Raw genomic sequence first — 21,277 nt, 5'->3', positions numbered from 1 at the left:
AACCTGTGCTTTCGACTGGTATCACGCTCCCGAAATCCCTATAATTGCCGCGTTTGACGCTCCGGCGTCGTCCTTCCTTAACATCCAGGTTAATCAGGTCGCTAAATTTATGACTGATAAGTCTCATCAGTGCGTCATTATAGGCATCGCCGGCGCATCGGCTTCAGGTAAAAGTCTAATTGCCAGTACGCTTTATCGCGAACTGCGTGAACAAGTAGGTGATGAGCATATCGGCGTCATTCCCGAAGACAGCTATTACAAAGATCAATCCCATCTGTCGATGGAAGAGCGCGTAAAAACCAACTATGACCACCCAAATGCAATGGATCACAGTTTACTGTTCCAGCATCTGGAAGCGCTTAAGAGCGGCCAGGCGATTGAACTGCCGGTTTACAGTTATGTAGAACATACCCGCACTCAGGAAACTATCCGCATCGAGCCGAAGAAGGTCATCATCCTGGAAGGCATTCTGCTTCTCACTGATGCCCGTCTGCGTGAGTCCATGAACTTCTCTATTTTCGTCGATACCCCGCTGGATATCTGCCTGATGCGCCGCATCAAACGTGACGTTAATGAGCGCGGTCGTTCGATGGACTCCGTCATGGCGCAATACCAGAAAACGGTCCGCCCAATGTTCCTGCAATTTATTGAACCGTCCAAGCAATACGCCGATATCATCGTGCCGCGTGGGGGCAAAAACCGCATAGCTATTGATATCTTAAAAGCGAAAATCAGCCAGTTTTTTGAATAAGCCGCGTGAATTGTGTACCGTTCAGAGATAACCTGGTTTTACCCTGAGTGTTTACCGCCTCAGGGTACGATGCATGAAAGGAGAAAGTGCCATGCGTCTTTGTGATCGCGATATTGAAGCCTGGCTGGATGAAGGCCGTTTGTCTATTACCCCACGTCCACCGGTGGAGCGTATCAATGGTGTGACCGTTGATGTGCGGTTGGGGAATAAATTCCGTACCTTTAGTGGCCACACCGCGCCGTTCATCGACCTCAGCGGGCCGAAGGATGAAGTCAGCGCCGCGCTCGATCGCGTGATGAGTGACGAAATCGTCATTGACGAAGGCGAAGCCTTTTATTTGCACCCAGGTGAACTGGCGCTGGCGGTGACGTATGAATCCGTGACGCTGCCAGCGGACCTGGTTGGCTGGCTGGATGGTCGCTCATCACTGGCGCGTCTGGGGTTGATGGTTCACGTAACCGCGCACCGTATTGATCCCGGCTGGTCTGGCCGTATCGTACTGGAGTTCTTCAATGCCGGTAAACTGCCTCTGGCTCTACGCCCTGGAATGATGATCGGCGCGTTAAGCTTTGAACCTCTGTCAGGTCCTGCCGATCGTCCTTATAACCGCCGTCAGGACGCAAAATATCGCGACCAGCAGGGCGCGGTTGCCAGCCGTATTGATAAAGACTGATCGTTAGTCCATCGAGGATGCCATGAGAAGAGTTCTGACAACGCTGATGATTTTGCTGGTGGTGCTGGTTGCTGGCCTTTCGGCGTTGGTTTTGCTGGTTAACCCGAACGATTTCCGCACTTATATGGTGCGGCAGGTCGAGGCACGCAGTGGTTATCAACTGAAGCTTGACGGGTCGCTGCGCTGGCACGTCTGGCCACAGCTCAGCATTCTCTCTGGTCGCATGTCATTAACGGCGCCGGGGGCTGCTTTGCCACTGGTTTCAGCGGATAACATGCGTCTCGATGTGGCACTAATCCCGCTGTTCTCTCACCAGCTGCAGGTTAATCAGGTGATGCTGAAAGGCGCGGTGATTCAGCTCACTCCGCAAACCGAAGCCGTTCGTGACGCGAATGCGCCGGTTGCGCCGCGAGAAAACACCCTGCCCGATGAACCGTCTGATACGGGCTGGTCCTTTGATATTGGTAAACTGAAAGTTGCTGATAGCGTGTTAGTTTTCCAGCATGAGGATGAGGAGCAGGTTACCGTAAGAAATATCAACCTGCAGATGGAACAGGATGCGCATCATCTGGCAACGGTGGAATTTAGCGGACGGGTGAACCGCGATCAGCGCGATCTGACCCTGTCGCTGAATGCCAACGTGAATGCATCGGATTATCCGCATCAGCTTACCGCCGACATTCAGCAACTGAACTGGCAACTGACGGGAGCCGATCTGCCCTCTCAGGGGATAACCGGTCAGGGAACGTTGCAGGCCGTGTGGCGTGAAGAACAAAAACAGCTGGAACTGGACAACCTCAACCTGCAGGCGAATGACAGTAGCCTGAAAGGGCAGGCGAGCGTCTCTCTCGAGGAAAAACCTAAGTGGGTTTTGAATCTGCAGTTTGACAAGCTTAACCTGGAAAACCTGCTGCCCCCTCTGCCTGCAAGCGCAACGGACAGCGATGCCACGCAAACGGGGCAAAGCCAGACACCGGTCTCACGCCCGGTTATCTCGTCGAATCTTGAACAGCCTGACTATAATGCCCTGCGCGGATTCACGGCAGATATTCTGCTGAAAGCCAATAGCCTGCGCTGGCGCGGCATCGATTTTACCGATGTAAGCAGCCAGATGTTCAACCATAACGGTTTGCTGGTGATCTCTGAACTGAGCGGCAAACTGGGGACCGGACACCTCTCACTGCCGGGCACGCTGGATGTCCGTAAAGATGTTGCCAGCGTCGAATTCCAGCCGCGTCTCGATAACGTTGAGATTGGTACCATCCTGAAAGCCTTCAACTACCCGATATCTCTGACCGGGCAGTTGACGCTGGCGGGTGACTTCTCCGGTACAAAAATTGATGCCGATGCTTTCCGTCGCGAGTGGCAGGGGCAGGCGCATGTTGCTCTGAAAAACTCCCGCATGGAAGGCCTTAACTTCCAACAGCTGGTGCAGCAGGCGGTTGAACGCAGCAGTGATGTGAAAGCCCAGGAAAACTACGATAGCGCCACGCGCCTCGACAGCTTCACCACCGACCTGACGCTGGATAACGGACAGCTTACTCTGGACAGCATGGAAGGAACCTCTTCCATGCTGTCACTGACGGGAGACGGTTCACTGGATCTGGTGAAAGAGACGGCGGACACCCGTTTTAATGTCAGGGTACTTTCCGGCTGGCAGGGTGAAAGTAAGCTGATTGACTTCCTGAAAGAGACGCCGATTCCGCTTAGCGTATATGGTAAATGGCAGGCGCTGAATTACAGCCTTCAGGTGGATCAGATTCTGCGTAAGCATCTGCAGGATGAAGCCAAACGTCGGCTTAACAGCTGGGCGGATCGTAATAAAGATTCACAGACAGGCAAAGATGTGAAAAAGCTGTTGGATAAGCTTTGATGTCTGTTGTGCCGGGTAAGGCGCTGCCGCCTCCCGGCTTTTTTTACACCTCAAAATCCAGCTCTTCTTCATCTCGCAGGGGGATGATTTGAACCTTTTGCACGCGATGGTTTTCAATCTGTAGCGTTTTAAGCAGATAGTCGCCCACCTGAACCTCTTCCCCCGGCTGCGGGATACGCTGCAAATACTCCATCAGCAGACCGGCGATGGTGTGATATTCACGTTTTTCATCCAGCGGTAGCGGTACATATTGCACCAGGTCCTCAAGCGGCATATGGCCGTTGGCCGTCCAGGAACCGTCAGCATTTTTCTGGATGTCATGGCGGGCATCAATCTCATCCACCTCGTTGGGTAAATTACCGGCGATGGTTTCCATCACGTCGCTGAGCGTGACCAGTCCTTCAACCGAACCAAACTCATCTACTACAAAAGCGAAGTGCGTGCGCGCGTTACGGAATTGCTCAAGAGCAGAGAGCAGGTGTAGCCCCTCCGGGAAAACCAGTGGCTGACGCACCAGGGCGCGAAGGTTTAACGCTTCACCGTGTAACTGCTGTTGCAGCAGGTCGATGACATGCACCACACCCAGTAACTCTTCCTCTTCCTCACCGCCAGTCACAACTACGCGGGTATGCTGATTTTTATCCAGCAAAGCGCGAATGTGTTCTTCCGGTGCTGTCAGGTCGATATGCTCAATGTCATGACGTGAAGTCATGATGCTGCTGACCGAACGCTGATTCAGATTGAGCACCCGCTCAATCATGAGCCGCTCCTGCGGATTGAAGATCTGCCCGTCGTTATGATCGGCCAGCATCGCAGAAGATTCGGCATCTAATTCCGCGTCCTCTTTTTGCCCGCTGAGCAGGCGCATCACGGTATCGGCAGTGCGCTGGCGCAGGCTCTGGTTTGCCGACAAAAAGCGACGACGGTTGAATATGGCGAGCTGGTTCAGGGATTCAATCATCACCGAGAAGCCGATCGCGGCGTACAGGTAGCCTTTTGGAATATGGAAGCCAAAACCGTCGGCGACCAGGCTAAAGCCAATCATCAGCAGGAAGCTCAGGCAGAGGATAACGATGGTCGGGTGGCTGTTCACAAACCGCGTCAACGCTTTGCTCGCCATGACCATCAGCGTGATGGCGATAATCACCGCAGCCATCATGACGGCAAGGTGGTCCACCATCCCGACGGCAGTGATCACCGAGTCCAGAGAGAAGACCGCATCCAGTACCACAATCTGTGCCACGACCGGCCAGAATTTAGCTCCCCGTCGCTGTGTGGGATTTTCGCTGTCTTTCCCTTCGAGCCGTTCGTTCAGTTCTACTGTGGCTTTGAACAACAGGAACAACCCGCCGAAGAGCATGATCAGGTCGCGGGCGCTAAAGCTGATATTGTATAGAGTAATCAGTGGCTTAGTTAGCGTGACAAGCCAGGAAATTGACGCCAGCAGCAGCAGTCGCATCGCCATCGCCAGCAGTAAGCCCGTTACGCGCGCGCGGTCGCGCTGGGAAGGGGGGAGCTTTTCAGCGAGGATGGCGATAAAGACCAGATTATCAATACCGAGAACTAATTCGATGACGACCAGCGTAACCAGCCCGGCCCAGATTGATGGATCGGCAATCCATTCCATAGTAATAGCAATACCTTCTGTTATATGACCAATGTCACACTTCGATCATGGATAAAGCTGAAAGAAATTGCAATGCCGGGCTGCGATTTCTCTTAATACGATGTACTAAACAGAATGGCATTGATTGAAACTGTAAATAAGGTAAATGCGTAGATTTAATTACAGAAAGGAATTTTAGGATATATCGCAGCTAATGGTTTTTATTTTTATATTGTCAATATAAAGAAAATCCTAAAAGGTGAAAACTTTGCTCTTAATATTAATCTTAAAAACAGATATTGAGAGAGATGTCTCCTTGCCTGCTATTAGGTAAGCTGCAACAATTCTCCCGGCACCAAATGTTAAATCACGGTGTTGCAATTATTGTTTTGGTCTTCAGACAGGGTTATTCATTGTCCGTTGGATGTTTCAGGCGGTTGATATATTTCCAGAAGACCATCCTCAAGAGGGCGTCTATCCATAACACATTGTTTAGTCAGTGGATTGGTAACTGAAAGCCAAGGGCGGTAGCGTGTCTGAAAGCGTGTGAATCAGCCCCGGTTATTCTGTCAAGAGCCAATGGATGAATAAGCTTTTTTTAGGACTGATGCCAGTTATATTTCTATTTGATTAACTGCATGCTGAAACCCAATACAACACGAGCTTATTTAAATTGAACGGGATAATTACTCTGCCAAAGTGATAAATAATCAATGATGAAATCCAAAATGAAATTGATGCCATTATTGGTATCTGCACTCTTGATGAGCGGTTGTACGGTCTTTCCCGGCAGCAATATGTCCACGATGGGCAAGGACGTGATTAAACAACAAGATGCCGATTTTGATCTCGACAAAATGGTGAATGTTTATCCGCTCACGCCGCGTCTGGTGGAACAATTGCGTCCACGTCCAAATGTTGCCCAGCCGAATATGTCTCTGGACCAGGAGATCGCCGCTTACCAGTACCGCGTGGGGCCGGGTGACGTTATCAACGTGACCGTCTGGGATCACCCCGAACTGACCACCCCTGCGGGTCAGTACCGTAGCTCAAGCGACACCGGGAACTGGGTGCAATCTGACGGCACCATGTTCTATCCCTATATCGGCAAAGTGCATGTTGCCGGAAAAACGCTTGCCGAGATCCGTAGTGATATTACCGGCCGCTTAGCGCAGTACATCGCTGACCCGCAGGTGGACGTTAATATCGCCGCATTCCGCTCGCAAAAGGCCTATATCTCCGGCCAGGTGAACAAATCAGGCCAGCAGGCCATCACCAACGTCCCACTGACTGTGCTGGACGCCATTAACTCTGCGGGTGGCTTAACCGATGGTGCCGACTGGCGCAACGTGGTGCTGACCCACAACGGTAAAGAGCAGCGTATTTCGCTGCAGGCGCTGATGCAAAACGGCGATCTGACCCAGAACCGACTGCTCTATCCGGGTGACATTCTTTACGTGCCACGCAATGACGATCTGAAAGTCTTCGTGATGGGGGAGGTGAAGAAACAGAGCACCCTCAAAATGGACTTCAGCGGTATGACCCTGACCGAAGCGCTGGGCAATGCGGAAGGTATCGATCTGACCTCGTCTAACGCCAGCGGCATCTTTGTGATCCGTCCGCTGAAAGGTGAGGGCAGCGCGAAAGGCAAGATTGCCAACATTTATCAGTTGGATATGTCCGATGCGACCTCTCTGGTAATGGCCACGGAGTTCCGTCTCCAGCCATACGATGTGGTGTACGTCACCACCGCGCCGGTTGCCCGCTGGAACCGCCTGATCAACCAGTTGCTGCCAACCATCAGTGGCGTTCGCTACATGACGGATACGGCGCGCGACATTCATACCTGGTAATCCATGATGTTTAACAAAATTCTGGTGGTATGCGTGGGGAACATTTGCCGTTCCCCCACGGCTGAAAGGTTGCTGAAACAGTACCAGCCTGCATTGGTCGTTGATTCGGCAGGGCTGGGGGCGCTGGTCGGCAAAGGCGCTGATGAGCATGCAGCGAGCGTGGCCCGGGATCATAACCTTTCTCTTGATGGCCACATTGCCCGCCAGGTCACCGGCCGGATGTGCCGGGAGTATGACCTGATCCTGACGATGGAAAAACGCCATATTCATGCGCTGTGCGATATCGCTCCGGAGATGCGCGGCAAGGTGATGCTGTTTGGTCACTGGGACAATGAACGCGAAATCCCTGACCCGTATCGCAAAAGCCATGAGGCCTTCGAGGCGGTTTACACCTTACTTGACCAGTCTGCCCAACAATGGGCGCAGGCACTGAAAGCTCAGCAGGGATAACAATGACAGAAAAAACAAGACTTTCTGCCGCCCCGACTTCGGGCAGTGATGAAATTGATATTGGGCGCCTGGTCGGCACGGTTGTAGAGGCAAAGTGGTGGGTGCTTGGGATCACCGCCGTGTTTGCCGCGGCCGCTGTCGTCTATACGCTGTTCGCAACGCCTATCTACAGCGCTGATGCGCTGGTACAGATTGAACAAAATACCGGCAACTCGCTGGTGCAGGATATCGGCTCTGCGTTGGCGAACAAACCGCCGGCCTCCGACGCTGAAATTCAGCTGATCCAGTCACGTCTGGTGCTGGGTAAAACGGTTCACGACCTCGGGCTCGATATCTCCGTCACCAAAAATACCTTCCCGATATTTGGTGCGGGCTGGGATCGGCTGATGGGCAGAAACAACGACACGGTGAAGGTCACAGACTTCGTGCTGCCGAAAGGGGCAGCCGATCAGACCTTTACCCTGACGGTGCTCGGCCCGAAACAGTATCAGTTGACCAGCGACGCGGGCTTTAGCGCACGCGGCGAAGTGGGACAGATGCTGACCAAAGAGGGCGTCAGCATGATGGTCAGCGCGATTAACGCCCACGAAGGGGGGGAATTCACCGTCACCAAATTCTCCACGCTGGGGATGATCAACAATCTGCAAAACAACCTGACCGTCACTGAAAACGGTAAGGACACCGGCGTGCTGAGCATGACCTTTACCGGTGAAGATAAAGATCAGATTCGCAATATCCTGAACAGTATCACCCGCAACTATCTTGAGCAGAACGTTGAGCGTAAGTCGGCGGAAGCGGCGAAAAGCCTGGCCTTCCTCGCGAAACAACTCCCGGAAGTGCGCGCCCATCTGGATGAGGCCGAGAACAAGCTGAACGCCTATCGTCAGGATAAAGACTCTGTCGACCTGCCGCTGGAAGCAAAGTCAGTTCTTGATTCAATGGTCAACATTGATGCTCAGCTCAACGAGCTGACCTTCAAAGAGGCGGAGATTTCCAAGCTCTATACCAAACGTCACCCGGCCTACCGCACGCTGCTTGAGAAACGCCGCACGCTGGAAGAGGAAAAGGCAAAGCTCAACGGTCGCGTGACTGCGATGCCGAAAACGCAGCAGGAGATCGTGCGTCTGACCCGCGACGTGGAATCGGGCCAGCAGGTTTACATGCAGCTGCTGAACAAACAGCAGGAGCTGAAAATCACCGAAGCCAGTACCGTCGGGGACGTCCGTATTGTAGACCCGGCCATTACTCAACCCGGTGTGCTGAAGCCGAAGAAAGCGCTGATCATTCTCGGGAGCATTATTCTTGGCCTGATGCTCTCCATCGTTGGCGTGCTGCTGCGCTCGCTGTTTAACCGCGGTATCGAAAGCCCGCAGGTGCTGGAAGAGAACGGTATCAACGTCTACGCCAGCATCCCGCTGTCTGAATGGCAAAAATCCCGTGACAGCGTCAAAACCATCAAAGGCGTTAAGCGTTACAAACAGAGCCAGCTGCTGGCGGTGGGTAACCCGACTGACCTCGCCATCGAAGCGATCCGCAGCCTGCGTACCAGCCTGCACTTTGCCATGATGCAGGCCAAAAACAACGTCCTGATGTTAACCGGCGTCAGCCCGTCAATCGGTAAAACTTTCGTCTGCGCCAACCTGGCGGCGGTGGTCAGCCAGACCAACAAGCGTGTGCTGCTGATCGACTGCGATATGCGCAAAGGCTATACCCACGAACTGCTGGGCACCAACAACGTTAACGGTCTGTCGGAAATCCTGCTGGGTAAAGGTGAGATCGGCCAGAGTGCAAAACCGACAACGATCCCGAAATTCGACCTGATCCCACGTGGACAGATTCCGCCGAACCCATCTGAACTGCTGATGAGCGAGCGTTTTGCCGAGCTGGTGGAGTGGGCAAGTAAGCATTACGACCTGGTGCTAATCGATACTCCGCCAATTCTGGCCGTGACCGATGCCGCCGTGGTTGGCCGTCTTGCTGGTACTACGTTGATGGTCGCGCGCTATGCGGTGAACACCATTAAAGAAGTGGAAACCAGCCTGAGCCGCTTCGAGCAGAACGGGATTGAGGTCAAAGGGGTGATCCTGAACTCCATCTTCCGTCGCGCGAGTGGGTATCAGGATTACGGTTACTACGAGTACGAATACAAATCTGACAGCAAATAAAAATCCCCCTCACCCTAACCCTCAGCCCACAGGGAGAGGGTCGGGGTGAGGGATAAGGGGAAGACCATGACCACACAACGCCCTTTAGTTTCAATCTATATGCCGACATGGAATCGTCAGCAGCTGGCGATCCGTGCAATCAAATCTGTACTGCGACAGGATTACGATAACTGGGAGCTGATCATCGTTGACGACTGTTCCTCCTCTTTCGAGCAATTGCAGAAATTTGTGGCCGACCTCAACGACCCGCGCGTGATGTATACGCATAACGAGATTAATTCCGGCGCGTGTGCAGTACGCAATCAGGCGATCACGCAGGCCAAAGGGCAATACCTGACCGGAATTGATGACGATGACGAATGGACGCCGAACCGTCTGTCGACTTTTCTGTCGCATAAGGAACAGCTGGTCACGCATGCTTTCCTGTATGCCAACGATTATGTCTGTCAGGGCGAAGTCTACTCGCAGCCTGCCAGCCTGCCGTTGTACCCGAAATCACCGTACTCCCGCCGCCTGTTCTACAAGCGCAACATTATTGGTAACCAGGTCTTTACCTGGGCGTGGCGCTTTAAAGAATGCCTGTTTGATACCGAACTCAAGGCCGCGCAGGATTACGACATCTTCCTTCGGATGGTGGTGGAATACGGTGAGCCGTGGAAAGTGGAAGAGGCCACGCAGATCCTGCATATCAACCACGGGGAGATGCAAATCACCTCCTCGCCGAAGAAATTCTCGGGTTACTTCCATTTTTACCGCAAGCACAAGGACAAGTTTGACCGTGCCAGCCGGAAGTATCAGCTCTTTACCCTCTATCAGATCCGCAACAAGCGCATGAACTGGCGCACGCTGCTGACATTGCTCTCCGTGCGTAACGGCAAGCGTCTGGCTGACGGGCTTCGGGGGAAATAATGTTTCTGGAAGATTGCCGCGCAAACAGCTGGAGCCTGCGCCCGTGCTGCATGGTCCTGGCCTACCGCATCGCGCACTTTTGCTCGGTGTGGCGTAAGAAAAATGTGCTGAACAATATCTGGGCTGCACCGGTGCTGGTGCTGTACCGCATCATCACCGAATGCTTTTTTGGTTATGAGATTCAGGCCGCAGCCACCATTGGCCGCCGCTTTACCATCCACCACGGCTATGCGGTGGTGATCAACAAGTTCGTGGTCGCCGGGGATGATTTCACTATTCGTCATGCGGTCACCATCGGTAACCGTGGGCCAGACAGTCTGGCGTGCCCGGTTATCGGCAATAACGTTGAGCTGGGCGCGAACGTGGTGATCATTGGCGATATTACGATTGGTAATAACGTCACCATTGGCGCTGGCAGCGTGGTGCTGGACAGCATTCCGGATAACGCGCTGGTGGTGGGAGAAAAAGCCCGCGTGAAGGTGATTAAATGAATATTCTGCAATTTAACGTACGCCTCGCAGAAGGCGGGGCGGCCGGCGTGGCGCTGGATCTGCATCAGCGTGCGCTGCAAAAAGGGTTACAGTCCCGTTTTGTCTATGGCTATGGCAAAGGGGGTAAGAAAAGCGTTAGCCACGATCGCTATCCGCAGGTGTTGAAACAGACCCCACGATTGACGTCGATCGCCAACATTGCGCTGTTCCGCCTGTTTAACCGCGATCTGTTTGGCAACCTGAATAACCTCTACCGCACCGTGACGCGAACCACCGGTCCGGTGGTGCTGCATTTTCATGTGTTGCACAGCTACTGGCTCAACCTGGAAGAGGTGGTCGCGTTTTGTGAGAACGTGCAGGCACATAAACCGGACACCCGCTTTGTCTGGACGCTGCACGATCACTGGAGCGTGACCGGCCGCTGTGCGTTTACCGACGGTTGCGAAGGCTGGAAAAATAACTGCCGGAAATGCCCGACATTAAGTAACTACCCACCGGTGAAAGTGGATCGTGCTCATCAACTGGTGGAGGGTAAGCGCCAGCTGTTCCGCGACATGCTTTCGCTGGGGTGCACGTTTATCTCCCCAAGCCAGCATGTGGCGGATGCGTTCAACAGCCTTTACGGGGCAGGGCGCTGCAAGATTATCAACAACGGCATCGACGTGGCGACGGAAGCCATTCTTGCCGAGCTGACTCCGGTGGCCGAAACCACGGGCAAACCGAAAATCGCTATCGTTGCGCATGACCTGCGTTATGACGGTAAAACCAATCAGCAGCTGGTGCGCGACATGATGGCGCTGGGCGACAACATCGAGCTGCATACCTTCGGCAAGTTTTCCCCGTTCGAAGGGACAAACGTGGTCAATCACGGGTTTGAAACCGACAAACGCAAACTGATGAGTGCACTGAACGAAATGGATGCCTTGGTGTTCAGCTCCCGCGTGGATAACTACCCCCTGATCCTTTGCGAAGCACTCTCTATCGGCGTGCCGGTGATTGCCACCCACAGCGACGCTGCGCGCGAAGTGCTGGAAAAATCGGGCGGTAAAACGTTCGCTGAAAACGAGGTGCTGCCGCTGGTGCAACTGCCGAAAGCCGATATCGCGCAGGCCGTATTTGGTACTGACCTGGAATCGTTCCGCAAGCGCAGCCGCAAGGCCTACAGTGGACAACAGATGCTGGAGGAGTATGTCTCGTTCTATCAGAATCTGTAGTTATCTCCTGCTGCCGCTGATCTACCTGCTGGTTAACGTTAAGATTGCCCAGCTTGGCGAAAGCTTCCCGATAACTATCGTCACTTTCTTGCCTGTCCTGCTTCTGCTGTATGTCGATAAAATCAACCTTAAGAAGCTGATGATTGCCCTGGGGATGGGGACGGGTCTGACGCTATTTAACTACATCTTTGGTCAGTCACTGGATGCCAGTAAATACGTCACCTCGACCATGCTGTTTGTTTATATTGTCATTATTATCGGAATGGTCTGGAGTATTCGGTTTAAAACCATTTCTCCACACAATTATCGGAAAATCCTTAGGTTCTTTTATATTGCCGTTGCGTTAATTGTTATGCTTGCCGCACTGGAAATGATGCAAATTATTTTGACCGGTGGCAGTAGCCTGATGGAGATAATTTCGAAGTATCTCATTTACAGTAACAGCTATGTATTGAACTTCATCAAGTTTGGCGGGAAGCGTACTACGGCCCTCTATTTTGAACCGGCGTTTTTCGCTCTGGCGTTAATCTCAATTTGGCTCAGCATCAAACAGTTTGGTATCAAAACGCCTAAGACCGATGCTATGATTCTTGCAGGAATTGTTCTGTCAGGATCGTTCTCGGGGGTAATGACATTTATCCTGTTTTACCTGCTGGAGTGGGCGTTCCAGTACCTGAACAAAGAGGCAATTAAGAAAAAACTGCCGCTGGCAATTATCTCCCTGACGGTATTCATGGTCGGCGTGATATTTGCTTTCCCGTACATCTCAGAACGTCTGGGTGATTTGGGAACGGAAGGGTCTTCATCTTATTATCGCATCATTGGTCCGCTGGTGATGGTGGGTTATTCCTTAACCCATATTGATGGTGTAGTAAGATTTGGCTCACTTTACGAATATGTTGCATCATTCGGAATCTTTAACGGTGCGGATGTCGGTAAAACCATAGACAATGGTCTGTATCTGTTAATTATTTATTTTTCGTGGTTTGCCGTACTGTTGACAATTTGGTATCTGTTTAAAGTTTTCAAAATGATGATTAACGCGTTTGGTGATAACCAGAACTTTCGCGTGCAGCTTTATCTGTTTACACCAGTGTCGCTGTTTTTTACCGGTTCAATATTTAGCCCGGAATATGCTTTCTTAATTGTTTGTCCGTTTATTCTGCGTAAAGCGCTTAATATTACGAATTCATGACGAGGTGGTCTTATGTTTCTAAGCGTCATTACTGTCGCTTTTCGTAATTACGAAGGGGTGGTAAAAACCTGGCGCTCGCTGCGCAATCTGGCGCGCGATCCGAGCCTTACCTTTGAGTGGATCGTGGTTGATGGCGGGTCGAACGATGGCACGGCGGAGTTTCTGGAAAAACTCAACGGTGAGTTCAACTTACGCTACATCAGTGAGAAAGATAAAGGCATCTACGATGCGATGAATAAAGGCATTGAGATGGCGCAGGGGCGTTATGCGATCTTCCTGAACTCTGGCGATGTGTTCCACGACGACGTGGCGATGTTTGCCCGACAGCTGGCTCGCCAGAAAGAAGAGGCCATGTTTATTGGCGATGCGCTGCTCGATTTCGGGGATGGACATAAAGTTTGCCGCAGTGCGAAGCCGGGTTGGTATATCTATCACAGTCTACCCGCCAGTCATCAGGCCATTTTTTTTCCGGTAAAAGGTCTGAAAAAACAGCCGTACGACTTGCAGTATAAAGTGTCATCCGATTATGCACTGGCAGCCAGTTTATATAAGTCTGGCTACCCGTTCCGTCGAATTAAGGGGCTGGTGTCCGAATTTTCCATGGGCGGTGTATCCACTTCGAACAACCTGGAGTTGTGCCAGGATGCAAAAAATGTACAGCGAAAAATATTGCGCGTGCCGGCCTTCTGGGCAGAACTGTCTTATTTATTACGTCTGAAAACCACAGGTAAAACCAAAGCCTTATATAACAAAGCCTGAAATATAAGGAAACGCAATGCAGGATCTTAAAGGATTCACCGTGCCGAAAGGTTTTCGCGGGGGTAACGGTATTAAGGTGCAGTTGTGGTGGGCCGTTCAGGCAACGTTATTTGCCTGGTCGCCGCAAATACTCTACCGCTGGCGAGCATTCTTATTGCGGCTGTTTGGCGCAAAAATCGGAAAAAACGTAGTTATTCGTCCGTCGGTAAAAATTACCTATCCCTGGAAATTAACGCTTGGGGATTACGCATGGGTAGGGGATGACGCAGTGTTATATACCCTTGGCGAAATTACGATTGGCGCAAATTCGGTGGTTTCACAGAAGTGTTATCTGTGCACCGGCAGCCACGACTTTATGAGTCAGCATTTTGATATTACCGCGTCACCTATTGTGATCGGTGAAAAATGCTGGCTGGCGACAGATGTTTTTGTTGCACCGGGTGTTTCTGTTGGCGATGGCACGGTAGTGGGTGCCCGCAGCAGCGTTTTTAAATCGCTACCGGCAAATAAAGTTTGCCGTGGCAACCCCGCAGTGGTGATACGCGAACGCGTTGAAACTGATTAAATTCATAAGTAGAGGAATATAAACATGTCTAAAGTCGCTCTCATCACCGGCGTTACCGGGCAGGATGGTTCTTACCTGGCAGAGTTACTGCTGGAAAAAGGGTATGAAGTGCACGGTATTAAACGTCGTGCGTCGTCTTTCAACACTGAACGTGTGGATCATATTTATCAGGATCCACACGCGGCGAACCCGAAATTCCACCTGCACTACGGCGACCTGACCGATACCTCCAACCTGACCCGTATTCTGCAGGAAGTGCAGCCGGATGAAGTGTACAACCTGGGCGCGATGAGCCACGTGGCCGTTTCTTTCGAATCCCCGGAATACACCGCTGACGTTGATGCCATGGGTACCCTGCGTCTTCTGGAAGCGATCCGCTTCCTCGGCCTTGAGAAGAAAACCCGTTTCTACCAGGCATCCACCTCCGAACTGTACGGCCTGGTGCAGGAAATTCCGCAGAAAGAGACCACGCCGTTCTACCCACGTTCACCCTACGCGGTAGCAAAACTGTACGCTTACTGGATCACCGTAAACTACCGTGAATCCTACGGTATGTACGCCTGTAACGGCATTCTGTTCAACCACGAATCTCCACGCCGCGGCGAAACCTTCGTGACCCGCAAAATCACCCGCGCTATCGCGAACATCGCGCAGGGTCTGGAATCGTGCCTGCACCTCGGCAACATGGACTCCCTGCGTGACTGGGGTCATGCCAAAGACTACGTGAAAATGCAGTGGATGATGCTGCAGCAGGACAAACCAGAAGACTTCGTCATTGCGACCGGCGTGCAGTATTCCGTCCGTCAGTTCGTTGAAATGGCTGCGGCACAGCTGGGCATCAAACTGCGCTTTGAAGGCACCGGCGTGGATGAGAAGGGCATTGTGGTTTCCGTCACTGGCCACGACGCACCGGGCGTGAAGCCAGGCGACGTGATTGTTCAGGTTGACCCGCGTTACTTCCGTCCTGCTGAAGTGGAAACCCTGCTCGGCGACCCAACCAAAGCGCACGAGACCCTGGGCTGGAAACCCGAGACCACTCTGCAGGAGATGGTTTCCGAGATGGTAGCCAAAGATCTTGAAGCAGCGAAAAAACACTCCCTGCTCAAGTCTCATGGCTACGAGGTTGCCATCGCGCTGGAGTCCTGAGAATGACAAAACAACGTATTTTTGTCGCCGGTCATCGCGGAATGGTGGGTTCCGCGATTGTTCGCCAGCTGGAGCAGCGCGGTGACGTTGAAGTGGTTGTCCGCACGCGTGACGAGCTAAACCTGCTCGATAGCCGTGCGGTACAGGACTTCTTTGCAAACGAACGCATTGACCAGGTGTATCTGGCGGCGGCGAAGGTGGGCGGCATTGTCGCCAACAACACCTACCCGGCGGATTTCATCTACGAGAACATGATGATTGAGAGCAACATCATTCACGCGGCGCACCTGCACAACGTGAATAAGCTGCTGTTCCTCGGCTCATCCTGTATCTACCCGAAAATGGCAAAGCAGCCCATCGCCGAAAGCGAACTGCTGCAGGGGACGCTGGAAGCGACCAACGAACCTTACGCCATCGCCAAGATTGCCGGGATCAAGCTGTGCGAGTCTTACAACCGTCAGTATAACCGAGACTATCGCTCGGTGATGCCGACCAACCTGTACGGGCCGCACGACAACTTCCACCCGAGCAACTCGCACGTGATCCCGGCGCTGCTGCGTCGTTTTCACGAGGCGACCGCCGAGAACGCGCCGGATGTGCTGGTGTGGGGCAGCGGCACGCCAATGCGTGAATTCCTGCACGTGGACGACATGGCGGCCGCCAGCATTCACGTTATGGAGCTGGATCGCGAAGTGTGGCAGGAGAACACCGAGCCAATGCTGTCGCACATCAACGTCGGTACCGGCATTGACTGCACCATCCGCGAGCTGGCGCAAACCATCGCGCAGGTGGTGGGCTACAAAGGCCGCGTGGTGTTTGACGCCACGAAACCGGACGGCACGCCGCGCAAACTGCTGGACGTGACCCGTCTGCATCAGTTGGGCTGGTATCACGAGGTGTCACTGGAGCAGGGACTGGCCAGTACCTACCAGTGGTTCCTGGAAAACCAGCACCGCTTCCGGGGGTAATGATGTTTTTAAGTCAGGAAGATTTTGCCACGATCGTTCGTTCCACTCCGCTCATCTCAATAGATTTGATTGTGGAGAACGAACGCGGCGAGTTCTTGCTGGGGAAACGAACCAACCGTCCTGCACAGGGCTTCTGGTTCGTGCCCGGCGGGCGCGTGCAGAAGGATGAGATGCTAAGCGATGCGTTTGAGCGTCTCACTCTGGCAGAACTGGGCCTTAAGCTGCCGATGGCGGCGGGCCAGTTTTACGGGGTCTGGCAGCACTTCTATGACGATAACTTTTCGGGCTCCGGGTTCAGCACGCATTACATCGTGCTGGGGTTCCGCCTGAAGGTGCGTGAGGCAGACCTGCGTCTGCCTGATGCTCAGCATGACGACTACCGCTGGCAGACGTCAGATACGTTGCTCGCGAGCGACAACGTCCACGACAACAGTCGGGCGTATTTCCTTGCGGATCGTCAGGCCGGGGTACCGGGCTTATGAAAATTTTGGTGTATGGAATCAACTACTCGCCGGAATTAACCGGTATCGGGAAATACACCGGCGAGATGGTCGAGTGGATGGCGAGCCAGGGACATGACGTGCGGGTCATTACCGCGCCGCCGTACTACCCGGAATGGAAAGTGGGCGAGCGCTACTCAAGCTGGCGCTACCGGCGCGAAGAGGGGGCGGCGACCGTCTGGCGCTGTCCGCTGTATGTGCCTAAGCAGCCGTCAACGCTGAAACGCTTGATTCATCTTGGCAGCTTCGCCCTGAGCAGTTTCTTCCCGCTGATGGCGCAACGTCGTTGGAAGCCGGATCGCATCATCGGTGTGGTGCCGACGCTGTTTTGCACGCCAGGCATGCGCCTGCTGGGCAAACTCTCCGGCGCTCGCACCTTGCTGCATATTCAGGATTATGAAGTGGACGCCATGCTTGGCCTGGGGATGGCAGGCAAAAGTAAAGGCGGCAAAGTGGCGAAACTCGCCAGCGCGTTTGAGCGTAGCGGTCTGCATAACGTGGATTATGTCTCGACCATCTCGCGCTCAATGATGAACAAAGCGCAGGAGAAGGGCGTTCCGGCTCAGAAGGTGATCTTTTTCCCCAACTGGTCCGAAGTGGCGCGTTTTCGCGACGTAACTGAAAGTGACGCTCAGGCGCTACGCGCCCAGCTCGGTTTGCCTGATGATCAAAAAATCATTCTTTACTCAGGCAATATCGGCGAAAAGCAGGGGCTGGAGAGCGTGATTGAAGCGGCCCAGTTGCTCAGCAAGCAGCCGTGGATGTTTGTGATTGTCGGGCAGGGGGGTGGAAAGGCGCGGCTGGAAAAAATGGCAAGCGAACGCGGCCTGACCAACGTGAAATTCTTCCCGCTTCAGTCCTACGAAGCTCTGCCTGCGCTGCTGAAGATGGGCGATTGCCATCTGGTTGTGCAGAAGCGTGGCGCGGCGGATGCGGTGCTGCCGTCCAAACTGACCAACATTCTGGCAGTGGGTGGCAACGCGGTGATTACAGCAGAAGCCGAAACAGAATTAGGCCAGCTGTGTAACAGCTATCCGGGGATTGCCGTGTGCGTGGAGCCGGAATCGGTCCCGGCGCTGGTTACCGGCATTGAACAGGCACTTGCCATGCCAAAAGTGAACACGGTGGCACGTGAATATGCCGAACGCACGCTCGAAAAAGAGAACGTGTTGAGCCAATTTATTGCAGATATACGGGGATAAATCATGAGTCAAACCACTTTGTATCCGGTTGTGATGGCTGGTGGCTCTGGTAGCCGGTTGTGGCCGCTGTCCCGCGTGCTCTATCCAAAACAGTTCCTCTGCCTGAAAGGGGATCTCACCATGCTGCAGACCACGGTGAACCGTCTGCATGGCGTGGAGTGTGAAAGCCCGGTGGTGATTTGTAACGAACAGCACCGTTTTATCGTGGCTGAGCAACTGCGCCAGCTGAATAAACTCACCGAAAACATCATTCTGGAGCCGGCCGGTCGTAATACCGCGCCTGCTATCGCCCTGGCAGCCCTGGCAGCAAAACGCAGCAGTCCGGATTGCGACCCGCTGATGCTTGTGCTGGCGGCAGACCACGTTATTCAGCAGGAAGAGGCGTTTCGCAATGCAGTGCGTGCGGCCATTCCTTATGCCGAGAGCGGCAAACTGGTGACGTTCGGCATCGTGCCGGATCTCCCGGAAACTGGCTATGGCTACATTCGCCGTGGCAGCGTGACGCCCGGTGAAGGCGACAGCGTGGCGTTTGACGTGGCGCAGTTTGTTGAAAAACCGAATCTGGAAACCGCGCAGGCGTATGTCGCCAGCGGTGAATACTACTGGAACAGTGGGATGTTCCTGTTCCGCGCCGGACGCTATCTGGAAGAGCTGGAAAAATATCGCCCGGATATTCTGAACGCCTGCGAAAAAGCGATGGCAGTGGTGGACCCGGATCTCGACTTTATCCGCGTGGATGAAGAGGCTTTCCTCGCCTGCCCGGAAGAGTCTATTGACTATGCGGTGATGGAACGCACGGCTGATGCCGTCGTGGTACCGATGGATGCGGGCTGGAGCGATGTTGGCTCCTGGTCATCGCTTTGGGAGATCAGCGCCCACACCCCGGAGGGAAATGTCCACCATGGTGATGTAATCAGCCATAAGACGGAAAACAGCTATGTTTACGCTGAATCCGGGCTGGTTACCACGGTGGGCGTGAAAGATCTGGTGGTGGTGCAGACGAAAGACGCGGTGTTGATTGCCGACCGTAACGCGGTGCAGGACGTTAAAAAGGTGGTGGAGAAGATTAAGGCCGATGGTCGTCATGAACACCACATTCACCGCGAAGTGTACCGTCCGTGGGGGAAATATGACTCCATCGACGCGGGCGATCGCTATCAGGTGAAACGTATCACCGTGAAACCGGGTGAGGGGCTGTCCGTTCAGATGCACCATCACCGTGCCGAGCACTGGGTGGTGGTGGCAGGTACCGCGAAAGTCACCATTGACGGTGAAGTCAAACTGCTGGGTGAAAACGAGTCCATTTATATTCCGCTGGGGGCGACGCATTGTCTGGAGAACCCGGGGAAAATTCCTCTCGACTTAATTGAGGTACGCTCCGGCTCGTATCTGGAAGAGGACGATATCGTGCGCTTCCAGGACCGCTACGGGCGCGTGTAACACCGTCTTTAACGCCGGATGGCGCTTCGCTTATCCGGCCTACGAATGAATAAAAACAATTTTGCCTGTAAATCGGGCGGGCCGACTGTTGCCTGAAAAAGGGGTCATCATGGAAAAGTTAACCTGTTTTAAAGCCTACGATATTCGCGGCAAGCTGGGCGAAGAGCTGAATGAAGACATCGCGTGGCGCATTGGTCGCGCGTACGGCGAATATTTAAAACCGCAGACCATCGTGTTGGGCGGTGATGTGCGTCTGACCAGTGAGTCCCTGAAGCTGGCGCTGGCGAAAGGGCTGCAGGATGCGGGTGTGGACGTGCTGGATATCGGTCTCTCCGGGACCGAAGAGATTTACTTTGCCACCTTCCACCTGGGCGTGGACGGCGGTATCGAAGTAACGGCCAGCCACAACCCGATGGACTACAACGGCATGAAGCTGGTGCGCAAGGGCGCGCGCCCAATCAGCGGCGACACCGGCCTGCGCGACGTGCAGCGTCTGGCGGAAGCTAACGATTTCCCGCCGGTGAACGACGCGAAGCGCGGCAGCTACAAAAAAATCCATCTGCAAAAAGAGTACATCGACCACCTGCTGGGCTACATCAACGTGGCAAACCTCAAGCCGCTGAAGCTGGTCATTAACTCCGGTAATGGCGCGGCCGGTCCGGTTGTCGATGCCCTGGAAGCCCGCTTTAAGGCGCTGAACGTGCCGGTCACCTTCGTCAAAGTGCACAACACCCCGGACGGCAACTTCCCGAACGGTATTCCTAACCCGCTGCTGCCGGAGTGCCGCGACGACACCCGCAACGCGGTGATTGAGCACGGCGCGGACATGGGCATCGCCTTTGACGGCGATTTCGACCGCTGCTTCCTGTTCGATGAGAAAGGGCAGTTCATCGAGGGCTACTACATTGTCGGCCTGCTGGCGGAAGCGTTCCTTGAGAAAAACCCGGGGGCGAAAATCATTCACGACCCGCGTCTCTCCTGGAATACCGTCGATGTGGTGTCCGCGGCAGGCGGCACGCCGGTGATGTCCAAAACCGGCCACGCCTTCATCAAAGAGCGCATGCGCGAAGAAGACGCCATCTACGGCGGCGAGATGAGCGCCCACCACTACTTCCGTGATTTTGCCTACTGCGACAGCGGGATGATTCCGTGGCTGCTGGTGACCGAGCTGCTGTGCCTGAAGGGACAGACGCTGGGCGAGCTGGTACGCGACCGTATGGCGGCGTTCCCGGCGAGCGGGGAGATTAACAGCAAGCTGGCGCAGCCAGCCGAGGCCATTGCCCGCGTGGAGCAGCACTTTGCGATCCACGCGCTGGAAATTGACCGTACGGACGGCATCAGCATGGCGTTCCCGCAGTGGCGCTTTAACCTGCGCTCGTCCAACACCGAGCCGGTGGTGCGCCTGAACGTGGAATCCCGTGCGGATACTGCGCTAATGGAAGCACGAACGAAGGACATTCTGGCGCTGTTGAATCAGTAAAAATTGCCCCTCCCGGCGGGAGGGGGAACCGAAAACA

At 53.8% G+C, this 21,277-nt stretch carries 19 protein-coding genes; 18 read left to right on the top strand and 1 reads right to left on the bottom strand.

From position 1 onward, the window contains the following. Positions 1 to 109 precede the first annotated feature (109 nt). The 3 genes from udk to asmA all read left to right on the top strand — a co-directional run bounded on the left by udk (position 110) and on the right by asmA (position 3,297). Positions 110 to 751: a uridine kinase gene (gene udk / locus JGF26_RS06990; protein ID WP_008500855.1), complete on the top strand. Its 642-nt coding sequence runs from the start codon at positions 110 to 112 to the stop codon at positions 749 to 751. 91 nt (positions 752 to 842) lie between these two features. Further along, positions 843 to 1,424, top strand: coding sequence for a dCTP deaminase (gene dcd, locus JGF26_RS06985; RefSeq protein ID WP_028016363.1), 582 nt, complete (start codon positions 843 to 845; stop codon positions 1,422 to 1,424). A 22-nt stretch (positions 1,425 to 1,446) separates the two neighbouring features. Then, positions 1,447 to 3,297 (top strand): outer membrane assembly protein AsmA, encoded by a 1,851-nt coding sequence (gene asmA, locus JGF26_RS06980; RefSeq protein WP_134707760.1) that lies wholly within the window; start codon positions 1,447 to 1,449, stop codon positions 3,295 to 3,297. Between the two features lie 43 nt (positions 3,298 to 3,340). Here the strand turns inward: asmA and JGF26_RS06975 are convergent, their stop codons facing one another. Beyond that, the gene (locus tag JGF26_RS06975; protein WP_134707761.1) at positions 3,341 to 4,924 is read right to left on the bottom strand and encodes a TerC family protein; all 1,584 of its coding nucleotides are present in this window, start codon (positions 4,922 to 4,924) and stop codon (positions 3,341 to 3,343) included. Between the two features lie 692 nt (positions 4,925 to 5,616). Here JGF26_RS06975 and JGF26_RS06970 point away from each other — a divergent pair. The 15 genes from JGF26_RS06970 to cpsG all read left to right on the top strand — a co-directional run bounded on the left by JGF26_RS06970 (position 5,617) and on the right by cpsG (position 21,240). Beyond that, positions 5,617 to 6,756: a polysaccharide export protein gene (locus JGF26_RS06970; protein WP_028016366.1), complete on the top strand. Its 1,140-nt coding sequence runs from the start codon at positions 5,617 to 5,619 to the stop codon at positions 6,754 to 6,756. A 6-nt stretch (positions 6,757 to 6,762) separates the two neighbouring features. After that, entirely contained in the window at positions 6,763 to 7,206 is a 444-nt protein-coding gene (gene wzb / locus JGF26_RS06965; protein ID WP_134707824.1) for a low molecular weight protein-tyrosine-phosphatase Wzb, read from the top strand. Positions 7,207 to 7,208: 2 nt separating this feature from the next. Next, positions 7,209 to 9,371, top strand: coding sequence for a tyrosine-protein kinase Wzc (gene wzc, locus JGF26_RS06960; protein ID WP_028016368.1), 2,163 nt, complete (start codon positions 7,209 to 7,211; stop codon positions 9,369 to 9,371). Positions 9,372 to 9,437: 66 nt separating this feature from the next. After that, positions 9,438 to 10,280, top strand: coding sequence for a colanic acid biosynthesis glycosyltransferase WcaA (gene wcaA / locus JGF26_RS06955; protein WP_028016369.1), 843 nt, complete (start codon positions 9,438 to 9,440; stop codon positions 10,278 to 10,280). Further along, positions 10,280 to 10,771, top strand: coding sequence for a colanic acid biosynthesis acetyltransferase WcaB (gene wcaB, locus JGF26_RS06950; protein ID WP_023312402.1), 492 nt, complete (start codon positions 10,280 to 10,282; stop codon positions 10,769 to 10,771). The genes wcaA and wcaB overlap by 1 nt, the downstream gene beginning before the upstream one ends. Then, positions 10,768 to 11,985, top strand: a complete 1,218-nt coding sequence (gene wcaC / locus JGF26_RS06945) for a colanic acid biosynthesis glycosyltransferase WcaC (protein WP_049008259.1) — start codon at positions 10,768 to 10,770, stop codon at positions 11,983 to 11,985. Before wcaB ends, wcaC begins: the two co-directional genes overlap by 4 nt. Beyond that, positions 11,960 to 13,180, top strand: a complete 1,221-nt coding sequence (wcaD, locus tag JGF26_RS06940; protein ID WP_134707762.1) for a colanic acid polymerase WcaD — start codon at positions 11,960 to 11,962, stop codon at positions 13,178 to 13,180. Before wcaC ends, wcaD begins: the two co-directional genes overlap by 26 nt. A gap of 12 nt (positions 13,181 to 13,192) precedes the next feature. Then, entirely contained in the window at positions 13,193 to 13,939 is a 747-nt protein-coding gene (gene wcaE / locus JGF26_RS06935; protein WP_134707763.1) for a colanic acid biosynthesis glycosyltransferase WcaE, read from the top strand. A gap of 16 nt (positions 13,940 to 13,955) precedes the next feature. Further along, complete coding sequence (gene wcaF, locus JGF26_RS06930) at positions 13,956 to 14,504, top strand: colanic acid biosynthesis acetyltransferase WcaF (RefSeq protein WP_114977771.1); 549 nt, start codon at positions 13,956 to 13,958, stop codon at positions 14,502 to 14,504. Positions 14,505 to 14,528: 24 nt separating this feature from the next. Continuing rightward, entirely contained in the window at positions 14,529 to 15,650 is a 1,122-nt protein-coding gene (gene gmd, locus JGF26_RS06925; RefSeq protein ID WP_028016374.1) for a GDP-mannose 4,6-dehydratase, read from the top strand. Between the two features lie 2 nt (positions 15,651 to 15,652). Then, positions 15,653 to 16,618, top strand: a complete 966-nt coding sequence (locus JGF26_RS06920) for a GDP-L-fucose synthase (protein ID WP_134707764.1) — start codon at positions 15,653 to 15,655, stop codon at positions 16,616 to 16,618. A gap of 2 nt (positions 16,619 to 16,620) precedes the next feature. Continuing rightward, positions 16,621 to 17,100, top strand: coding sequence for a GDP-mannose mannosyl hydrolase (locus tag JGF26_RS06915; RefSeq protein WP_134707825.1), 480 nt, complete (start codon positions 16,621 to 16,623; stop codon positions 17,098 to 17,100). Next, the gene (gene wcaI, locus JGF26_RS06910) at positions 17,097 to 18,320 is read left to right on the top strand and encodes a colanic acid biosynthesis fucosyltransferase WcaI (protein WP_134707765.1); all 1,224 of its coding nucleotides are present in this window, start codon (positions 17,097 to 17,099) and stop codon (positions 18,318 to 18,320) included. The genes JGF26_RS06915 and wcaI overlap by 4 nt, the downstream gene beginning before the upstream one ends. 3 nt (positions 18,321 to 18,323) lie before the next feature. Then, positions 18,324 to 19,760, top strand: coding sequence for a mannose-1-phosphate guanyltransferase (gene cpsB, locus JGF26_RS06905; RefSeq protein ID WP_028016378.1), 1,437 nt, complete (start codon positions 18,324 to 18,326; stop codon positions 19,758 to 19,760). 109 nt (positions 19,761 to 19,869) lie between these two features. Next, positions 19,870 to 21,240, top strand: a complete 1,371-nt coding sequence (cpsG, locus tag JGF26_RS06900; RefSeq protein WP_134707766.1) for a colanic acid biosynthesis phosphomannomutase CpsG — start codon at positions 19,870 to 19,872, stop codon at positions 21,238 to 21,240. Positions 21,241 to 21,277: the final 37 nt, after the last annotated feature.

The sequence above is a fragment of the Enterobacter sp. E1 genome (assembly GCF_016809815.1).
GTDB lineage: Bacteria > Pseudomonadota > Gammaproteobacteria > Enterobacterales > Enterobacteriaceae > Enterobacter > Enterobacter adelaidei.
Note: the sequence above shows the minus strand (reverse complement) of the source record. Positions and strands in the feature narration are given on the sequence as shown.

Excerpts from the sequence above, each read along its gene's own strand:
- wcaD (WP_134707762.1), top strand. The coding sequence starts at position 11,960 with ATGTCTCGTTCTATCAGAATCTGTAGTTATCTCCTGCTGCCGCTGATC.
- JGF26_RS06920 (WP_134707764.1), top strand. The coding sequence starts at position 15,653 with ATGACAAAACAACGTATTTTTGTCGCCGGTCATCGCGGAATGGTGGGT.
- cpsG (WP_134707766.1), top strand. The coding sequence starts at position 19,870 with ATGGAAAAGTTAACCTGTTTTAAAGCCTACGATATTCGCGGCAAGCTG.
- wcaF (WP_114977771.1), top strand. The coding sequence starts at position 13,956 with ATGCAGGATCTTAAAGGATTCACCGTGCCGAAAGGTTTTCGCGGGGGT.
- cpsB (WP_028016378.1), top strand. The coding sequence starts at position 18,324 with ATGAGTCAAACCACTTTGTATCCGGTTGTGATGGCTGGTGGCTCTGGT.
- JGF26_RS06970 (WP_028016366.1), top strand. The coding sequence starts at position 5,617 with ATGATGAAATCCAAAATGAAATTGATGCCATTATTGGTATCTGCACTC.
- gmd (WP_028016374.1), top strand. The coding sequence starts at position 14,529 with ATGTCTAAAGTCGCTCTCATCACCGGCGTTACCGGGCAGGATGGTTCT.
- wcaI (WP_134707765.1), top strand. The coding sequence starts at position 17,097 with ATGAAAATTTTGGTGTATGGAATCAACTACTCGCCGGAATTAACCGGT.
- asmA (WP_134707760.1), top strand. The coding sequence starts at position 1,447 with ATGAGAAGAGTTCTGACAACGCTGATGATTTTGCTGGTGGTGCTGGTT.
- wcaA (WP_028016369.1), top strand. The coding sequence starts at position 9,438 with ATGACCACACAACGCCCTTTAGTTTCAATCTATATGCCGACATGGAAT.
- udk (WP_008500855.1), top strand. The coding sequence starts at position 110 with ATGACTGATAAGTCTCATCAGTGCGTCATTATAGGCATCGCCGGCGCA.
- wcaE (WP_134707763.1), top strand. The coding sequence starts at position 13,193 with ATGTTTCTAAGCGTCATTACTGTCGCTTTTCGTAATTACGAAGGGGTG.
- wcaC (WP_049008259.1), top strand. The coding sequence starts at position 10,768 with ATGAATATTCTGCAATTTAACGTACGCCTCGCAGAAGGCGGGGCGGCC.
- wcaB (WP_023312402.1), top strand. The coding sequence starts at position 10,280 with ATGTTTCTGGAAGATTGCCGCGCAAACAGCTGGAGCCTGCGCCCGTGC.
- dcd (WP_028016363.1), top strand. The coding sequence starts at position 843 with ATGCGTCTTTGTGATCGCGATATTGAAGCCTGGCTGGATGAAGGCCGT.
- JGF26_RS06975 (WP_134707761.1), bottom strand. The coding sequence starts at position 4,924 with ATGGAATGGATTGCCGATCCATCAATCTGGGCCGGGCTGGTTACGCTG.
- JGF26_RS06915 (WP_134707825.1), top strand. The coding sequence starts at position 16,621 with ATGTTTTTAAGTCAGGAAGATTTTGCCACGATCGTTCGTTCCACTCCG.
- wzb (WP_134707824.1), top strand. The coding sequence starts at position 6,763 with ATGTTTAACAAAATTCTGGTGGTATGCGTGGGGAACATTTGCCGTTCC.
- wzc (WP_028016368.1), top strand. The coding sequence starts at position 7,209 with ATGACAGAAAAAACAAGACTTTCTGCCGCCCCGACTTCGGGCAGTGAT.